The sequence below is a fragment of the Nonomuraea sp. NPDC052116 genome (assembly GCF_040680035.1).
GTDB classification, from domain to species: Bacteria; Actinomycetota; Actinomycetes; order Streptosporangiales; family Streptosporangiaceae; genus Nonomuraea; species Nonomuraea angiospora_A.
This window is the reverse complement of record NZ_JBFAWA010000003.1, coordinates 78,736-94,536: the sequence shown is the minus strand read 5'-3', so window position 1 is coordinate 94,536 and position 15,801 is coordinate 78,736. Positions and strand designations below refer to the sequence as shown.

At 73.2% G+C, this 15,801-nt stretch carries 15 protein-coding genes; 8 read left to right on the top strand and 7 right to left on the bottom strand.

Annotation, left to right across the window (positions count from 1 at the left end):
• The first annotated feature begins 10 nt into the window (after positions 1 to 10).
• Positions 11 to 829, top strand: a complete 819-nt coding sequence (locus tag AB0L65_RS06095; protein WP_364240869.1) for a lipase family protein — start codon at positions 11 to 13, stop codon at positions 827 to 829.
• A gap of 10 nt (positions 830 to 839) precedes the next feature.
• Here AB0L65_RS06095 and AB0L65_RS06090 read toward each other — a convergent pair whose 3' ends face one another.
• Together AB0L65_RS06090 and AB0L65_RS06085 are read right to left on the bottom strand one after the other, a co-directional pair.
• On the bottom strand, positions 840 to 1,478 hold the full coding sequence (locus AB0L65_RS06090) for a response regulator transcription factor (RefSeq protein ID WP_364240866.1): 639 nt from the start codon (positions 1,476 to 1,478) through the stop codon (positions 840 to 842).
• Complete coding sequence (locus tag AB0L65_RS06085; protein ID WP_364240863.1) at positions 1,475 to 2,530, bottom strand: histidine kinase; 1,056 nt, start codon at positions 2,528 to 2,530, stop codon at positions 1,475 to 1,477. The genes AB0L65_RS06090 and AB0L65_RS06085 overlap by 4 nt, the downstream gene beginning before the upstream one ends.
• A gap of 217 nt (positions 2,531 to 2,747) precedes the next feature.
• Here AB0L65_RS06085 and AB0L65_RS06080 point away from each other — a divergent pair, with 217 nt between their 5' ends.
• The 5 genes from AB0L65_RS06080 to AB0L65_RS06060 are packed head-to-tail and all read left to right on the top strand — an operon-like array spanning position 2,748 to position 7,285.
• Positions 2,748 to 3,251, top strand: a complete 504-nt coding sequence (locus AB0L65_RS06080; protein WP_364240860.1) for an EF-hand domain-containing protein — start codon at positions 2,748 to 2,750, stop codon at positions 3,249 to 3,251.
• A 35-nt stretch (positions 3,252 to 3,286) separates the two neighbouring features.
• Positions 3,287 to 4,720 (top strand): AMP-binding protein, encoded by a 1,434-nt coding sequence (locus tag AB0L65_RS06075; protein ID WP_364240857.1) that lies wholly within the window; start codon positions 3,287 to 3,289, stop codon positions 4,718 to 4,720.
• Positions 4,707 to 5,537 (top strand): SDR family NAD(P)-dependent oxidoreductase, encoded by an 831-nt coding sequence (locus AB0L65_RS06070; RefSeq protein WP_364240854.1) that lies wholly within the window; start codon positions 4,707 to 4,709, stop codon positions 5,535 to 5,537. The genes AB0L65_RS06075 and AB0L65_RS06070 overlap by 14 nt, the downstream gene beginning before the upstream one ends.
• Positions 5,534 to 6,718 (top strand): NAD(P)/FAD-dependent oxidoreductase, encoded by a 1,185-nt coding sequence (locus tag AB0L65_RS06065; protein WP_364240851.1) that lies wholly within the window; start codon positions 5,534 to 5,536, stop codon positions 6,716 to 6,718. Before AB0L65_RS06070 ends, AB0L65_RS06065 begins: the two co-directional genes overlap by 4 nt.
• A gap of 24 nt (positions 6,719 to 6,742) precedes the next feature.
• Complete coding sequence (locus AB0L65_RS06060; RefSeq protein WP_364240848.1) at positions 6,743 to 7,285, top strand: hypothetical protein; 543 nt, start codon at positions 6,743 to 6,745, stop codon at positions 7,283 to 7,285.
• On the opposite strand, the gene mltG is transcribed toward AB0L65_RS06060, so the two are convergent.
• Positions 7,272 to 8,204 (bottom strand): endolytic transglycosylase MltG, encoded by a 933-nt coding sequence (gene mltG, locus AB0L65_RS06055; RefSeq protein ID WP_364240845.1) that lies wholly within the window; start codon positions 8,202 to 8,204, stop codon positions 7,272 to 7,274. The genes AB0L65_RS06060 and mltG overlap by 14 nt on opposite strands.
• Complete coding sequence (locus AB0L65_RS06050; protein WP_350741375.1) at positions 8,201 to 8,713, bottom strand: SigE family RNA polymerase sigma factor; 513 nt, start codon at positions 8,711 to 8,713, stop codon at positions 8,201 to 8,203. The genes mltG and AB0L65_RS06050 overlap by 4 nt, the downstream gene beginning before the upstream one ends.
• Before the next feature lie 368 nt (positions 8,714 to 9,081).
• Between AB0L65_RS06050 and AB0L65_RS06045 the strand changes: the two genes are divergently transcribed.
• Positions 9,082 to 9,498, top strand: coding sequence for a hypothetical protein (locus AB0L65_RS06045; RefSeq protein WP_364240841.1), 417 nt, complete (start codon positions 9,082 to 9,084; stop codon positions 9,496 to 9,498).
• A gap of 310 nt (positions 9,499 to 9,808) precedes the next feature.
• Here AB0L65_RS06045 and AB0L65_RS06040 read toward each other — a convergent pair whose 3' ends face one another.
• Positions 9,809 to 10,297, bottom strand: a complete 489-nt coding sequence (locus AB0L65_RS06040; RefSeq protein ID WP_364240838.1) for a hypothetical protein — start codon at positions 10,295 to 10,297, stop codon at positions 9,809 to 9,811.
• 173 nt (positions 10,298 to 10,470) lie between these two features.
• Between AB0L65_RS06040 and AB0L65_RS06035 the strand changes: the two genes are divergently transcribed.
• Positions 10,471 to 13,662 (top strand): BTAD domain-containing putative transcriptional regulator, encoded by a 3,192-nt coding sequence (locus AB0L65_RS06035; protein ID WP_364240835.1) that lies wholly within the window; start codon positions 10,471 to 10,473, stop codon positions 13,660 to 13,662.
• Here the strand turns inward: AB0L65_RS06035 and AB0L65_RS06030 are convergent.
• Together AB0L65_RS06030 and AB0L65_RS06025 are read right to left on the bottom strand one after the other, a co-directional pair.
• Positions 13,646 to 14,971 carry an FtsX-like permease family protein gene (locus AB0L65_RS06030; RefSeq protein WP_364240832.1) on the bottom strand — a complete coding sequence of 442 codons (1,326 nt, stop codon included), beginning with the start codon at positions 14,969 to 14,971 and terminating at the stop codon, positions 13,646 to 13,648. The two genes, AB0L65_RS06035 and AB0L65_RS06030, sit on opposite strands and share 17 nt — an antisense overlap.
• Positions 14,968 to 15,756, bottom strand: coding sequence for an ABC transporter ATP-binding protein (locus tag AB0L65_RS06025; protein ID WP_364240829.1), 789 nt, complete (start codon positions 15,754 to 15,756; stop codon positions 14,968 to 14,970). Before AB0L65_RS06025 ends, AB0L65_RS06030 begins: the two co-directional genes overlap by 4 nt.
• Positions 15,757 to 15,801 lie beyond the last annotated feature (45 nt).

Sequence of the window (15,801 nt, the reverse complement as noted above, 5' to 3'; positions counted from 1 at the left end):
AGGGGGACACATGACCATGATCAGCTTCGATCACAGGGCCACCGGCTACAGCCTGGCGCAGGCGCGCTGCCTGGCCTACGCCGCCGAGCTGGCCTACAAGGACGAGGAACGGGTCAGGGCCACGGCGAACGACTGGGGTTTCGACCGGGTGACCTCTTTCCGCGTACCGCACACCCCGCCGTTCCCGCTGGTGGACACGCAGGCCTACATCGCGGCCAACGACCGCATGATGGTCGTGGCGTTCCGCGGCACCCAGCCCGAGGAGCTGCGTGACTGGCTGTCGGACGCCAACACGCTGCTGACGCCGTACGCCGCCGGGACCGGCATGATCCACTCCGGTTTCTACCGCGCACTGGACGTCGTGCATTCCGGCATGCTGGACACGCTGGAGAACTGGCGCGCCGACGGGCAGTCGCTCTGGTTCACCGGGCACAGCCTGGGCGGCGCCCTGGCCATGCTGGCGGCGGCGCGCACCTACTTCGAGGACCCGAGCCTGCTCGCCGACGGCGTCTACACCTTCGGCCAGCCCCGCACCTGCTGCCCGCTGCTGGCCGCCGCCTACGACAAGGCGTTCCGGGGCCGGATGTTCCGCTTCGTCAACAACAACGACGTCGTCGCCCAGCTCCCGCCACCGCCGCTGTTCCAGCACGTGGCCGAGGAACGCTACTTCGACGCCAAGGGCAAGCTGCGGGAGAAGATGCCCCTGGCGGCGGAGCTGGCCGACCGGCTGAAGGGCCGCACCGCAGACCTGCTGGCGCCCGGCGGCGACGGCGTCCGCGACCACTTCATCAACGCCTACCTGGCGAACTTCGACGCCAACCTACGCTGAGCCCCGAGCCTCAGCCGGGGGACTGCGCATCGCGTAGCAGCAGGGCCGCCTGCACCCGGTTGGCGCAGTTCAGTTTGGCGAGGATGCGGCTGACGTAGGTCTTCACGCTGGCCTCGGTCATGTGGACGTGCCGGGCGACCTCGGCGTTGGACAGGCCCTGCGCCACCAGGGCGAGAACGTCGGCCTCGCGCGCCGTGAGCGCGGCCAGCCGGCGGGCGGCGTCGCGTTCGCGCTCGCCGGCGCCCGGCGCCGCCATGTCGAGCACCTGGCGCGCCACGGCCGGCGACAGGTACGCGTGCCCGGCGTGAGCGGCGCGGACCGCCCGGATCAGCTCGTCCGGGGTGCACGTCTTCAGGACGAAGCCGGCCACTCCCTGCCGTACCGCCCGCCGTACGTTGGCCTCGTCGCCGAAGGCGGTGAGGAGCACCACGCGCGGCCCCGTCAGCTCGGCCGCCGCGGCCAGGCCGTCCAGCACCGGCATCGCGATGTCCAGGAGCGCGACGTCGACGCGGTGCCGGTGGGCGGCCCGCACCGCCTCGCGTCCGTCTCCCGCGACGGCCACCACCTCGATGTCCCCAGCCGATTCCAGGACGGTACGGATGCCGGCGGTGATGAGGGGCTCGTCGTCGGCGATCAACGTCCTGATCACGCGGCGGCCTCCGCCAGGGCCGGCACCAGCGGGAGCATGGCCACGAGCCGGAACTCGCGCGGCCCGGCGTGGACGCGCAGCAGGCCCCCGGCCGCGGCGACGCGTTCGGTCAGCCCGCGCAGGCCGCTCCCGCCGCCGGCAGCGGGCCGACGGTGGGGCGCCGGGTTCGCCACCGAGATCAGGAGGGCGTCGGGCTGCCAGTCGAGCGACACGGTGATCGGCATGCCGGACGCGTGCTTGACCGCGTTGGTCAGCCCTTCCTGGACGACCCGGTAGGCGGCGTGGGCAGCCCTGGGGTCGGCGAGCGGGACGGCCTCGCCGGACGTCTCGAACGCCACCGACGCGCCCGCCGCCCGGGACCGTGTGACGAGGCCCTCGATCTCCTCCAGGCCGAGGACGTCATGGCCGCGCAGCGCGTTGACCACCTCGTGCAGCTCGGCCGCGGCGGCGCGCGCGGTGTCGGCCAGGCCGCGCACCGCCCGCCGCTGCTCCGTGGGCAACTGGCCCACCTCCAGCGCTGCGGCCCGCACGGAGACCAGGCTGAGCAGGTGACCGAGCGAGTCGTGCATGTCGTGGGCGATGCGCAGCCGTTCGCGGAGCCGTTCCTGCTCGGCGACGAGGGCCTTCTCCCGGCGCAGGTGCTCGCGCTCCTGGGCCATGTACCGGCCGGCCAGCAGCGGCAGCGCGGTCAGCAGGGCGACGCGGGCCAGGGTGATCCACGGATCCTGGTCGCCGGGGGAGCGCTCCTCGACCAGCAGGAGAACGCACACGTACGCGGTGAAGGCGCCTGCCGTCACGACGACGTCCCGGCGGGTGGAGATGCGCTGCCCGGCCTGGAAACCGGTGCAGGCGAGCAGGGCCAGCGACGCGCCGGTGAGCACCGCCAGCGCCAGCGCCGCGAGGAAGGACGCGAACGGCAGGCGGTCCGCCGCCGCCATGGTGAGCACGTACGCCGCGGCGTACGCGGCCAGCGGCGGCCCCTGCGTCCCGTCCAGCCACAACAGCGCCGTGTCCGCGGCCACGACCGCGGCGACAAGCGCATACCTCGACATGAGTCCTCACCTTACTCATCGCCACCGTCGTCAACTTCGCCGCCAACCTCGATCTGCTACACAGGGTTGTGTGATCGTGGCTTAGGGTAGTTGCAGGGTTGTCGACCCCCAGTCGACGGTCCTCATCCCTCACCTGCCGCGGCGCCACGTCGGGGCAGGACCGGCAGACCAGTCGATCACGTGATCACCGGGATCACGAACCGAAGGGAGAACCCCCATGTCCCTTTCCGCCACGTACCGCCTGCGGATGCGCTTCGACCTCCTCGACGTCAACGGCAGCACCACGCTGACGTCCGCCGACTTCGAGCTCTTCGCCTCGCGCGTCTGCCGCGTGCTGGGCGTGCCCGCCGGCTCCCCCAAGGCCGAGGCGCTTTCTGAAGGGTGCCGGCTCTTCTGGGAAGGGCTGGCCGAAGCCGCCGACCGCAACCAGGACGGGCAGGTGACCTTCGAGGAATATCGCGCGTTCTCCCACGCCGACTCCTGGTTCGACGAGCACGGCGAGGCGTACGCGGCGGCGGTGTCCACCGTCTGCGACCTGGACGACGACGGCCTCATCGAGCGCGACCACTTCCTCGGCCTCCACAGCGCCGGGGGATTCCCGCTGACGTACTCGACGAAGCTCTTCGACGACCTGGACGGCGGCGGGACCGGCCAGGTGAGTACGGGCAGTTTCGCCGAGTTCCTGCGGAAGTTCTACACCAGCGCCGACGACCTGATCTGACGAGCCGATCCCGGTAGAGACAGGACCGCGCTCTCATGCTGGTGTGCAGCGATCGTACGGTGAGCCGTGCCGAGTTGACCGCGCTGGCGGACGGACGGGCGGCCAGGCTCGCGGCCTGCGGGATCGGACGAGGCGATCTCGTCGGGCTGTGCCTGCCCAACGGCTGCGAGTGGGTGGTGACGTACCTGGCGCTGGCCCGGCTCCAGGCGTGCTGCGTGCCGCTCAACGCGGCGTCGGCCGTCGCGGAGATCGCCCATGTGGTCCGCGACTGCGGGATGCGCGCGCTGTTCGTGTCCGCCGACCGGGCCGAGGCGCTGGCGGATACGTATGCGGACCAGGTGCTGCTCTGCCCGGACGGCGCGATCCCCCAGGACTGGATGGCACCGGAGCGCGGGCCCAGGCATGCGGCGCCGGCCGGTGCCGCATGCCTGGCCTACACCTCGGGGACGACGGGGTCGCCCAAGGGGGTGATCCAGACGCGGCGGGCGGTTCGCGCGGGTGGCGACAACCTGGCGGCACGCCTGCGCCTCGGGCCGCGGGATCGGGTGGTGACGGCGCTGCCGCTGGCGCACACCTATGGGACGAACGTCATGAACGCGGCGCTGGGCAGCGGCGCGGGCCTGATCCTGCTGGAGCGCTTCGACGTGGAGACGATGCTGGAGCGGTCGGCCCGGCACGCGGCGACGGTGGTGGCGGGCGTGCCGACGATGTACCGGCGGCTGCTGTCCGAGCCGGCGGGACTGATGCCCCGCTCGCTGCGGTGCGGCCTTTCGGCCGGCCAATGCGCGGGGGAGGAGCTGGCCATGGCCTGGGAGGACCGCACCGGCGCCCCGTACGTGGAGGGATGGGGGATGACGGAGTTGGGCGGCATGGCCACGCTGGCCGCGCCGGAGCTGGCCGGCCGCCACGGCACGGCCGGAACGGCGCTGCCCGGCGTCCGGCTGCGGGTGGAGGCGGGCGGGCACCTGGCGCCGCCCGGCGTGCAGGGCGAACTCCAGGTGCACGGCCCGATCGTCACCCCCGGCTACTGGAACGCGCCCCGGCAGACCGCCGCGGCGATCGGCGTGGACGGGTGGCTGCGGACCGGCGACGTCGGCGTCATCGCCGCCGACGGGCGCGTCCGGATCGTCGACCGGATCAAGGACGTCGTCCTGTGCGGCGGCTACTCGGTGTTCCCCGCCGAGCTGGAACGTGCCATCCGCGGGCATCCGGCGGTTCGTGACGTCGCGGTCGCCGGGGTGCCCGATCCGGTCCTGGGCGAGATCCCGTGCGCGTGGGTGGTGGCGGAGCAGGGGGCCGCCCCCGCCTCCGAAGAGATCATCCGGCACTGCCGGGCACTGCTGGCCGCCCACAAGCTGCCGCGCCGCGTGGTCCTCGTCCCCGGCCTGCCGCTCACCGCGAACGGCAAGGTCGACAAGCGTGCCCTGACCTTGACGACCTCCGGAGGACATCCGCATGTCGCTGAATGACCGGCTCCGGCTGCACGGCCGGGCCGCGCTCGTGACCGGGGCCTCGCGGGGCATCGGCGCGGCCGTCGCCCAGATGTTCGCCGCCGCGGGCGCGGACGTGGCCGTGCTGGGGCGCTCTCGCCAGGACCTGGAAGGGGTCGCCGCGACCGTACGGTCACACGGCCGCCGGGCCGTGGTGGCCGAGTGCGACGTCACCGACGCGGCCCAGATCGAGACCGCGTGCGCCGCCGTCGAGGAACGGCTTGGCACGGTGGACATCCTGGTGAACAACGCGGGCGGGCCCGTCTTCCAGGCGTCGGTGCTGGACGTCCGCGACGACGGCTGGGAGCGGGTGCACAACCTCAATCTCACCAGCGCCTTCCGCTTCGTCCGGCGGCTGGCGCCGGCGATGGCCGAACGGCGCCAGGGGGTCATCGTCAACATCGGGTCGATCGCGGTGGCCCGGCCCTGGCCCGAGATCGCCGCCTACGGAGCGGCCAAGGCCGGCCTGCGGCACCTCACCCAGACCCTCGCGGGCGAGCTCGGGCCCCAGGGGGTGCGGGTGAACGCGGTCAGCCCGGCGTGGATCGACACCGCGGTCAACCGCGCCTACGTCGCCGACCCCGCGCTGTCGGAGTCGGCCCTGGACCTGGTGCCGCTGGGCCGCTGGGCGAGCCCGGACGAGGTCGCGACCGTGGTGACGTGGCTGGCCTCGCCGGCGGCCTCCTTCGTCACCGGGGCCGACATACCCGTCGACGGAGGCTTCGCGGTGGCCATGCCCGCACGTGCGCGGGCCGCGCTGAGCAGGGTACGTCCGCCCGAGGGGGCAATATCATGATCGACGGACCGCTCATCGTGGGCGCGGGCCCGGTGGGGCTGTCGGCCGCCCTGCTGGCGCGCGCCCGGGGACTGCCCGCCCACGTGCTGGAACGGCTGCCCGAAACCGCGCCCAAGCCCGGCAGCCGGGCGATCTACCTGCACCGGCAGACGATCCAGACCCTCGCGACGGCCTCGCCCGTCCTCGCCGACCACTTGGTGAGGGAGGGCCTGGTCTGGCCGGGACGCCGGACGTACTGGGCCGGGCGAAGGGTCCATCATCGCCGCTACGAACCGGTGAGTCCCAGGCTCGCGCCGTTCGTCAGCCTTCCGCAGCCCAGAGTGGAAGAGCTGCTCCGCGAGGCGGCCGTGCGGGCCGGCGTCAGCTTCTCCTGGGGCGCGCCGGCCGACGACGTGACCCTCCTGGACACCTCCGTCCTGATCCGCGCGGCCGACGGCAGGCAGTGGCACTCCGCGTTCGTCGTCGCGGCGGACGGGGCCGGATCGATCGTGCGGCGCCGGCTGGGCATCCTGATGGACGGCGACGCCGGCGGCAACGCGTTCGTCGTCGCGGACGTCGCCGACGATCCCGACCGGCCGCTGCCCGCCGAGCGGATCTTCCACTACCGCCATCCGCGGGCCGCAGGCCGCAACGTGCTCATCATCCCCTTCACCGGCGGCCACCGCGTGGACCTGCAGTGCCGCGCCCGTGACGATCCCGCGGCGCTCGCCGCCGACCCCTGCGCCTGGCTCCGGCCCCTGCTGCCGTCCGGGCACGCCTGCGAGGTCACCTGGTCCTCCCACTACCTGTTCCGCCAGGCGGTCGCGGAGACCTTCACCAAGGGCCGGGTCCTGCTGGCCGGGGAGGCCGCGCACCTTTATGCGCCCTTCGGCGCGCGCGGCCTCAACTCCGGCGTCGCCGATGCGGCCGCCGCCATCGACGCGATCGTCGAAGCCGGCATCGGTCCTGAGGCCGCCCTCGGCGCACTCGCCGAGTACGACCGGGTGAGGCGGGCCGCCGCCCAGCGCAACCGCGCGGCCGCGGGCAAGGCGCTGGCCCACCTGACCGCCGCCGGCCCGTACCGCCAGGCCGCGCAGCGGGCCGCCGCCCTCGCCGCCCGGGTGCTGCCCCGCGCCGGGACCTGGCTCGACAGCAAACCCTTCGGACCGCGCGACGCCGGGATCCCCGGCAGCCTCTACTGAACGTTCGTCCCTGTGAGGTTCCCCATGATGCCCCGAACGATCACGCCGCAGCCCGTCAGCGTCGAGATCTTCACCGACCCCCGGACCCAGGCCCTCCTCTCCCACACCGGCAGCACCACCTGCCAGCTCGAACGCCTCCTGGACGAGCGCGTGGACGTCCACACCGTGGAGGTGTCCCGCGCATCCGTGGACCGGATCTGCCCCGAGGCTGCCGTGCCGCTCGGCCTGCCCGCCGCGGCTCCCGTCCTGGTCCGCCGCACCACGCTCGCCGTCGCGCGCCACCAGGTCTCCCGCAACCTCGTCCTGGCCCCGCTCGGCCGGCTGCCCTGGGCCGAGCGGCTGCTGCGCTCGTGCGCCGCTCCGCTGGGACGGCACCTGCCCGAGCCGCACGAGCGCCATCCGCTGGGACTCGGACTGGACTCGTGGGGCCCCGGCCGCGCCGCCGTCTCCCGGTGGTACCTCATCATCGACCCCGGCAGCGCTCAGCCGGCCCTCTTCATCCGCGAAACCTTCAATCCAGACCTTTTCGACCCCGCGACGACCGGCGGGCCGGTCACCTGCCCTTGAGATTTTTGCGGCGCTCCTCGACCAGTGCGGCGTACTCCGATTCGGTGGTGGCGAACTTCAGGATGCGATTCTTCGGGTCGATCGCCACGAAATAGCGCCAGGTGCCGCGCGCCGGGTGCAGCGCGGCCCTGATGGCCTCGGCCCCGGGGTTGCCGATGGGGCCGGGCGGCAGGCCCGGACGCCGGTAGGTGTTGTACGGCGACGGGCTCCGGACATCCTTGAGCGTCGCCTCGGCGCCGTACTTGTTCAGGCCGTACAGGACCGTGCTGTCGATATTCAGGCGCATTTTCCGGTCCAGCCGGTTGTGGATGACCCGGGCGATCTTGGCCATGTCCTCGTCCCTGCCCGCCTCGGCCTGGACGATGCTGGCGATGGTCACGATCTCCAGCGGCGTCCTGCCGGCCCGCCTGGCGCCGTCGACCAGGTCGGCGGCCTCGGCGGCGGCCTCGAACCGGGCCACCATCGGCCGCAGGATCTCGGCCGGGCTCGCGGCAGGGGGGAACTCGTAGGTGCCGGGGAAGGCGAACCCTTCGAGCTTCCGCCCGGCAGAGGACGGCAGGCCGAGCGCCGTACCGTCCTTGGCGGCCCGCTCGAACTCCGCCACCGGCCTGCCGGTGAGCTGCGACAGCTGCTTGAACAGCTGCGAGAGCCGGATCCCCGCCGCCACGTTGACGGTGACCCCCGCCTGGATCGAGACGGCCGGGCGCGGGACGTCGTCACCGGGGGCCCGCGCCGACAGCTGCTGGACCACGAGGGTGGATCCTGCCGCCAGCGCGGCGACGGCCGTCGCCGCCGCCAATGCGAGGCCGCGGCGACGGGGGCGGCGCTCGCGGGGCCGCAGGAACCGCTCCGGCGCGGGCGGCCGCTCTTCGTCGGCCATGTCGGAGAGGGTCTCGCGCAGCAGGTTCTCGATGTTCATCCGAACTCCCTCACGGTGGTCAGCTCAGGTGCCGTCTTCTTCAGGCGTTCCAGCGAGCGGTAGATCTGGCTGCGTACCGACCCCACGCGGACGCCGAGCAGGCGCGCGATCTCGGTCTCGGAGAGGTCCTCGAAATAGCGGAGCACGAGCATGGTCCGCTGCCGGGGGGTGAGCCGGGCCAGGGCCGCGCGCATCACCAGGCGAAGGTCCGCGACGTCGGCGTGCCCGGCGTCGATCCGCTCGGGCGGCCGTCCGGTGGACACCTCCGCGACGCGTGACCGCCGCCGCCACCAGCTCACCTGTTCGTGGTACATGGCACGGCGGACGTATCCCTCGATGGCGGCCGGATCGCGCAGACTGCGCCATTTCGCGGCCGTCTTGACCAGGGCCGACTGCACCAGATCCTCGGCGGCGTGCCGGTCACCGGTCAGCAGGTAAGCGGTGCGGAACAACGCCCCTGATCGGTCGACGACGAACTTTCGGAAGTCCGCCTCAAATCCTGGATCCACCCGTCCTCCTCGCGACGTTCACGGGCAAGGACGCGAGCGGCACGTCGATCTATGCCGGTACGGCCCAGGTTTCTCGCCACCCCGATGGCGTCGGGGTGGCGAGCTCTGAACGTGGTCCCTACGGGCTCAGCCCGTCGCGACGATCCGGTAAGCCCTGATCACCGTCTGCGCCACCGCATTCCCCGCCGTGTCGCCGGACCTGGCCCGCGGCGACACGAATCCGTCGCCCACGGGATGCCGCAGCACCACCCGGGCCTCTCACCTCCGCCTTCGCCCAGGTGGCGCCGTCATCGTAGGACACCTCGACGGTCGTCTCCCGCGGGCGTCCCGCCGAGCCGCCCGGCTGCGGGCGCACGGAGAACGGCACGGTGATCGGCACGGTGATCGGCACGGTGAACGGCACGGAGAACGGCACGGTGAAAAGCCGGCCCGCAGGCGCGGCGTTCTCCGCGTTCAGCGCAGGGGCGAACGTCACCACGGAGACCGGCAGCCGTACGGTGCCGTCCGCGGCGGTCGCCGAACGGAACGTCCACGCGACCGACACGCGCGTGCCGAGCACGGCGGGAACGCCGCGCTCGGCCTCGGCCACCAGGCGGTATCCGGCCTCGCCGGTCGGCACCTCGAACGAGCCAGACCTTGCCGCGCGCCCCGAGCAGCCCGGCCCGGCCGGTGGATCCGGCCAGATCCCACCAGAACCGCGCCGCCCGCACGCGTTTCTCCTGTACGGCGTAGCCGCCGACCGCGGCCCTGAGCAGCGGGAGCGCGTCGCCGGGGATCACGCGTAACCGGCCCGCGTCCTCGCGGGTGTGGAACATGACCTCATCGCGGCCCTCGCCCCGCTCGACGAGCACGGCGTCCGGGCCCACGACGGTCACCCGGTCGCCCGTGATCAAGGTGACGCTCCGGGCCTCCGCCCCGGCCCCGCCTGCGCGGTGGCGGCGGGCAGGGCGGAGAGCGCGGCCGCGGTCAGCGGTAACACCCCGGCCGCTCTGGCTCGGTTACGCACGGTGAAGCTCCTGATCGTCGACAGTGGATCACTGCGGATCTGCCGGTACGACCATTCACGTTCACGCCTGGCCCGTCACCGGTGGGAGGCTAGAGGCCGGTCATCACGAGCCTGATGTAGTAGGAGTAGTAGGTGTCGTCGGTGCCGGTGATGGTCTTCACCAGGCCGACCGACTGCCCCGTGGAGAGCGTGGCGCAGACCGAGCCCTGCGCGGTGATCGTGCCGAGGGTGGTGCCGCCGGAGACCCACGGCGGGGTGACCTCGCGCAGGCTGTAGAGCGCCGAGCCGGTGGAGCTGATCGTGGCGCTCGGGCTGCCGAAGGAAGCGGTGTAGGCACGGGAGCCGGCCCACATGTTGACCCAGTTGTTGCCGGCGGGATACATGATCCCGCCCAGGTTGATCCGGATCTCGTCCACGTTGTCGGACTCGTCCACGTTGTTCGAGTCGATGTAGTCCAGTTCCACCCGGCATGTCGCGGCCCTGGCCGTCGCGCCGGCAGGCGGTGCGACGGCCAGGGCCGCCGGTACGGCCAGGGTCGCCGTCAGGGCGAGCGCCGGGATCAGTTTCTGAGTGCGCATCCTGTTTCTCCTACGGTGTGAGGTGTGCTCCGCTGCTGTCGCGGAACGCGGCATCAGAGTGGGGCCGGCAGCGTGAGCGGATCGTGAGAGCCCAGGTCAGTGACGGAGAGCACGTTCCATATGCGCCTTTTGGCACAGCCGCGCGGCCGGGGCGCGCCTACTGTGCTGCTTCTATGGGAGAGTCGCTGACCCTGCTGCTGCTCGGTCCGCCGGAGCTGGCCGTCGCGGGGCGGCCGGTGGACATCCGCGCCGCCAAGACGCGCGCCCTGCTCTGCTACCTCGCCGCCACGCCGGGGCCGCGACCGCGCTCGGAGCTGGCCGCGTTGTTGTGGGGCGAGCGGCCCGACGCCAACGCCCGGGGCAGCCTGCGCCTGGCGCTGTCGGAGCTGCGCAAGGAGGTGGGCGGGTGGCTGGACATCACCCGCGACCACGTACGCTTCCGCGCCGGCGACGGCTGCTTCGTCGATCACGGGCGCCTGGCCCAGACGCCGACCGTGGCCGAGGCGCTGCGCTTGTGGCGCGGCGACTTCATGGACGGCGTGTGGTTCTGCGACGCCCCGGCGTTCGGCGGCTGGCTGGAGTCGGAGCGCGGGCGGACCCGGCTGCTGCTGCGCGAACTCCTGCTGGGGGCCGGCTCCGCGCCGCCCGACCAGTTCGTACGGCTGGCGCGGCTGGTGGCCGGGCTGGATCCGTACGACGAGGAGGCGCACCGGCTGCTGATCACGGCGCTGGCCCGGGGCGGGAACCGGGGCGCGGCGCTGGCCTGCTACGACGACCTGCGGCGGCGCCTGGCCGACGAGCTGGGGGTGGAGCCCGCGCCGGAGACGGCGGCCGTCCGCCGGCAGCTCGTCACCTCCGTACGGGCGCCGCAGGCGGCGCCCGCCGGCCGGCAGGTCCGCGCCGCGCCGCCCGTACCCCGCACCGACCTGTTCGGCCGGGAGACGGAGATCCGCGAACTGCGCGCGCTGCTGGCCCGCGAACGCCTCGTGACCCTGCTCGGCCCCGGCGGCGTCGGCAAGACCCGCCTGGCCATCGCCGCCGCCACGTCGTCGTGCGCGTTCGTGTCCTTCGCCGGGGTGGGCCCGGAGGCGGCCGTCACGACGCTCGCCCGGCGTCTCGGCGTGGACCTCTCCCCGCAGCGCCCGGCCCTTGACCTGCTGCTGGCCGTCCTGTCCGGCCGCGATCAGCTCCTCGTGCTGGACAACCTCGAACACCTGCCGGCCATCGACCCGGTCATCGCCCGGATCATGCGCACCGCTCCGGGGGTGCGGATCCTCGCGACCAGCAGACGCCGGCTGGACGTGCCCGGACAGGTGACGTTCGAGGTGCCGGGCCTGCCGGGCCCGGAGGCCGAGGCGTTGTTCGCGTCCAGGGCCGTACGGGCGCAACCGGCCTTCGACCCCGGCCCGCACGCCGTCCCGATGGCCGCGATCTGCGCCGCCATCGGCGGCCTGCCCCTGGCCATCGAACTGGCGGCCGGCCTGCTGCGCGCGGTGCCGCTCGCGGAGCTGGCCCAGCGCCTCGGCGTGGACACCGGCCTGCTGTCCGCCGACGGGCCGGCCGCCCGGTCGCGGCACGCCTGCATGCGTACGGTCTTCGAGACCTCCTGGCGGCTGCTCGACCCGGCCGGGCGAGCGGCGCTGGCGGCGTTGTCGGTGTTCAGCGGCGGCTGCACGCTGCGGGCCGCGCTGGAGGTGGCCGGGACCACGCCGCGCGTGCTGGTCCACCTGGTGGATCACAGCATGATCCAGCTCACCCCGTCCGGCCGCTACGTCCTGCATCCGGTCATCCGGCAGTTCGCCGCCGGACACCTGAACCCCCGGGAGCGCCGCGCGGTGCGGGAACGGCACGCCGCCCACTTCGCCCGCCTGCTCGACCGGCACGCCGCCGCCTTGCAGGACGCCTCCGACGCAGAGGTCACCCGCGTGCTGGGCGTGGAGCTGGACAACATCCGGCTGGCCTGGGCGGTGTCCGGCCGGCCCGGCTTCCTCGACCGCTACTGGGTGTTGTGCCTGCGCCTTCGTCTGTACGAGGAGTCCGGCGCCGTCGTCCTGCGGCACCTCGCCCGTACGCGCGAGGCCCCGTACCTTCGGGCGCGGTGGTTGCGGATGGCGGGCGTGAGCGAGCACCAGCTGGCCAGGGAGCGCGAGTCCACCCGTCTGGCCAGGGCGGCGCTCGACACGATAGGCGAGCCGCTCCCGACGTCCCGCCCCGGCCTCGCCGCCGCCGTCCTGACGGCCGCCGCCCGCCAGGTCCTCCACCGCGTCCTGCCGATCCGTCGCTCGGGCGCGTCGACACAGGCCGAGGTGGCGCAGGCGCTGACGTTCCTGGCGCGGCTGGCCTACCACCAGCAGGACCTGCTCACCATGCTGGCCGCCTCGTTACGCCAGCTCAACGCCGCCGACCGGACGCCGGACGCGGCCCTGCGCGCGGAGGCGTACGCGAACTTCGCCACCATCGCCCGCGTCGCCGGACGACATCGCCTGGCCACCCGCTACGGCGCCCTCGCCGATCGATCGCTGAGCGACATCGACCACCCGACGGAGCCGGCGAGCCGCGCCCGCCTGGCCAGGGGCCTGGATCTGCTCGCGGCCGGGGACTTCGAGGCGGCGTGCGCCTCGTTCACCGAGTGCCGGGCCAGGACCGTCGACCCCCGGGTGGCGGAGAACTGCGCGGGGATGCTCGCCGAGACGGCCCTGTGGCGCGGCGACTTCGAGCAGGCGGCGGAGCTGTTCGCCGCCACGGCGGAGCAGGCGGCCAGGCGGGTGGGCGGCGACGACATCGGCCGCCACTGGTGCCTGATCGGCCAGGCCGAGGCGCTGCTGCGCCTCGACGGGACGAGCGCGGAGCGGATCGGGCAGGTACTGGCGGCGGCCCGCGCGTCGACGGACCGCCGCCGCTCCCACGAGCAGCGACTCGGCCTGCGTGACGGCGCGGTCATGCCGGTCATCCAGGAGATGCGCCTGCTCACGGCCACGGCCCGCCTCGGGCGGATCGGCCCGGGACAGGCGCTGACCACGGTGCTGGAGCTGGCCGCCCGGCTGCCGGCGGGCCGGCGCGGCCTCCTGGAGTGCTGGTCCGGTCTGGCCGAACTGCTCGTGTCCCTGCCCCCGGACGCCGCCACGGCGCGCCGGCTCGACCGGCACCTGGCCGCGTTCCAGTCCCGCCACCCCGGCGCCGCGGCCCGCATCGGCTGGGCCCGCGCCCTCGTCCTGGCCCACGGGGGACGGCGGAAGGCCGCGAGGAAGGCGGCGGAGCAGGCCATGAGGACGGCCGAACGGCTCTGCGCACCGTACGATCACCGCAGGGCGAAGGAGCTGACCGAGCGCTCCCCGGCCCGTCACGACCTCACGCCTGGCGGATGACGCGCCTTCCGACGACGGACGTGACGCCCAGGGTGACGCCGATCCCGACCACGATCGTGACGGCGTGGGGGAGGGGTGCCGCGGCCTGCAGGGGGTTGCCTGTCTTGACGACGGCGAAGGGCAGGACCGTGACGAACGCACCCACGCTTCCGGCGACGGTGCTGATGGCGGCGGCCGTACCGATCTCGCGTACCAGCATGCGCTGTGTCTGGGCGCCGGTCGCGCCGATCAGGGACATGGTCGCGAATTCGGAGCGGCGCCGGGTGATGGAGGCGACGAGGTTGTTGGTGAGGGCGATGGCCATGAACGCCGCGATCAGGGCGACGACGAAGTAGTTGATCGAGGCGAGGACCTGAGCGGTGCCGTTCGCCGTGCCGGCGCTGTTCTCGATGCCTTGCATGCTGAGCGTGCCGGCGGCGACGCCGACGAAGAGGGTCAGGAACGTCACGGTCGGTCGTACCCGGTCCGGGGCCACGGCGAGGTTGATCGCGGCCAGGCGGGACGGGGCGGTGGCCTGTGCCCGGCGGAAGGCGCTGAGCGTGGTGTTCGCCGTGACGACGAGCTCCGGGGCGAGAATGCACAGGCCGGCGGCGACGAGTACGCAGCCGGGTCCGGTCATCGCGGTGGTGAGCACGTCGGCCGGGTCCATGGCGAATACCGCGGCCGACGAGGCCAGACCGGCGGCGATGATGATCGTCGCGGCGATACGGCGTCGCCGTTCCGGACGCCGTACGGTACGACGGCGCGGGGGCGGGGACGCGTCGGCAACCGGGCTGCGATGAGCGAGGGTGCGGCTGCCCATCCACGCGGCGAGCACGCTCGCGGCCAGCACGACGAGCATGCCGAGGACCGGGAGGAGCACGCCGGGCGCGAAGACCGAGGCCGCGTCGGTGAGCCCGGCGGCATGGACGCCGCGCATGACGATCCAGCCGACGAGGTAGCCGCCGGCCAGGCCGGGGAGCGCCGTGACGGCCGAGACGGCCGCTGTCTCGATGGCGAGCAGCTGCTGCACCTGCCGAGGACCGGCGCCGATGAGACGGATGCCCGCGATCTCCCCGGCCCGGCCGCCGAGCGCGACGCTGATCGTCGAGACCATGGCGAACAGGACGATCGCGACCGCCCACCCGCCCATGATGAGCGGGAACTGCACGAGGAACGCGCGGTCGGCGGCGGCCGTGCTCTGGGCCAGCCCGGTGCCGAGCAGGCTCATCATGCCCGTGACCAGGATCGTGCCGACGAGCGCGACCAGGCCGGTGGCGATCGCGGTGGCGCGGTGATGCGCGAAGGAGCGCATGGCGATTCTGATCATCGGCTCGCCGTCGCATCGTTGGCGGCCTGTTCGGCCGATTCGACCAGGACGGCCATTCTGCCGGCGACCTGCTGTGCGGTGGGCCGCGGGAGGTGATCGACGATCCGGCCGTCGGCGAGGAAGAGGACGGCGTCGGAATAGGAGGCGGCGACCGGATCATGCGTGACCATGATGATCGTCTGACCGCGGTCGGCGAGTTCGCGCATCAACCGCAGGACGTCCCTGGCGCTGCGGATGTCGAGGGCGCCCGTGGGCTCGTCGGCGAAGACGACGTCGGGGTCGGTGATCAACGCTCGCGCGACCGCGACGCGCTGCTTCTGACCGCCGGACAGCTGGTGAGGGCGGTGGCTGCCCCGGTTGCCGAGCCCCACGCGGGTGAGCAGGTCGGTCGTGCGCGCCGGCGTCGTCTCCCGCGAGTCCAGGCGCAGGGGGAGCTCGACGTTGTCGACGGCCGAGAGCGCGGGCAGCAGGTTGAACGACTGGAAGACGAATCCGACGCGGCGCCGGCGCAACTGCGTGAGCCGGGTCTGATCGAGAGAGCGAAGGTCCTGCCCGTCGAGCTCGATGGAGCCTGACGTCGGCTGCTGCAGCCCGGCGGCGCAGTGCATGAGTGTGGTCTTGCCGGAACCCGACGGTCCCATGATCGCGATGAAGGAGGACCGGGCGACATCGAGATCGACGCCGCGAAGGGCATGGACCGGCCCGGCCTCTCCTGGGTACTCGCAGCGTAGACCGCGGATGCGCAGCACGGGTGGCGCGGGCGCGGCGGTGGCGTACGGGGTCATGGAACCTCTCTAAATGATTGTTTTAAACGAACATCTTAAACGAAC

What these genes read in the sequence shown, in the direction of transcription:
- AB0L65_RS06095 (WP_364240869.1), top strand. Translation starts at nt 11, where the DNA reads ATGACCATGATCAGCTTCGATCACAGGGCCACCGGCTACAGCCTGGCG.
- AB0L65_RS06085 (WP_364240863.1), bottom strand. Translation starts at nt 2,530, where the DNA reads ATGTCGAGGTATGCGCTTGTCGCCGCGGTCGTGGCCGCGGACACGGCG.
- AB0L65_RS06080 (WP_364240860.1), top strand. Translation starts at nt 2,748, where the DNA reads ATGTCCCTTTCCGCCACGTACCGCCTGCGGATGCGCTTCGACCTCCTC.
- AB0L65_RS06075 (WP_364240857.1), top strand. Translation starts at nt 3,287, where the DNA reads ATGCTGGTGTGCAGCGATCGTACGGTGAGCCGTGCCGAGTTGACCGCG.
- AB0L65_RS06070 (WP_364240854.1), top strand. Translation starts at nt 4,707, where the DNA reads ATGTCGCTGAATGACCGGCTCCGGCTGCACGGCCGGGCCGCGCTCGTG.
- AB0L65_RS06065 (WP_364240851.1), top strand. Translation starts at nt 5,534, where the DNA reads ATGATCGACGGACCGCTCATCGTGGGCGCGGGCCCGGTGGGGCTGTCG.
- AB0L65_RS06060 (WP_364240848.1), top strand. Translation starts at nt 6,743, where the DNA reads ATGATGCCCCGAACGATCACGCCGCAGCCCGTCAGCGTCGAGATCTTC.
- mltG (WP_364240845.1), bottom strand. Translation starts at nt 8,204, where the DNA reads ATGAACATCGAGAACCTGCTGCGCGAGACCCTCTCCGACATGGCCGAC.
- AB0L65_RS06040 (WP_364240838.1), bottom strand. Translation starts at nt 10,297, where the DNA reads ATGCGCACTCAGAAACTGATCCCGGCGCTCGCCCTGACGGCGACCCTG.
- AB0L65_RS06035 (WP_364240835.1), top strand. Translation starts at nt 10,471, where the DNA reads ATGGGAGAGTCGCTGACCCTGCTGCTGCTCGGTCCGCCGGAGCTGGCC.
- AB0L65_RS06030 (WP_364240832.1), bottom strand. Translation starts at nt 14,971, where the DNA reads ATGATCAGAATCGCCATGCGCTCCTTCGCGCATCACCGCGCCACCGCG.
- AB0L65_RS06025 (WP_364240829.1), bottom strand. Translation starts at nt 15,756, where the DNA reads ATGACCCCGTACGCCACCGCCGCGCCCGCGCCACCCGTGCTGCGCATC.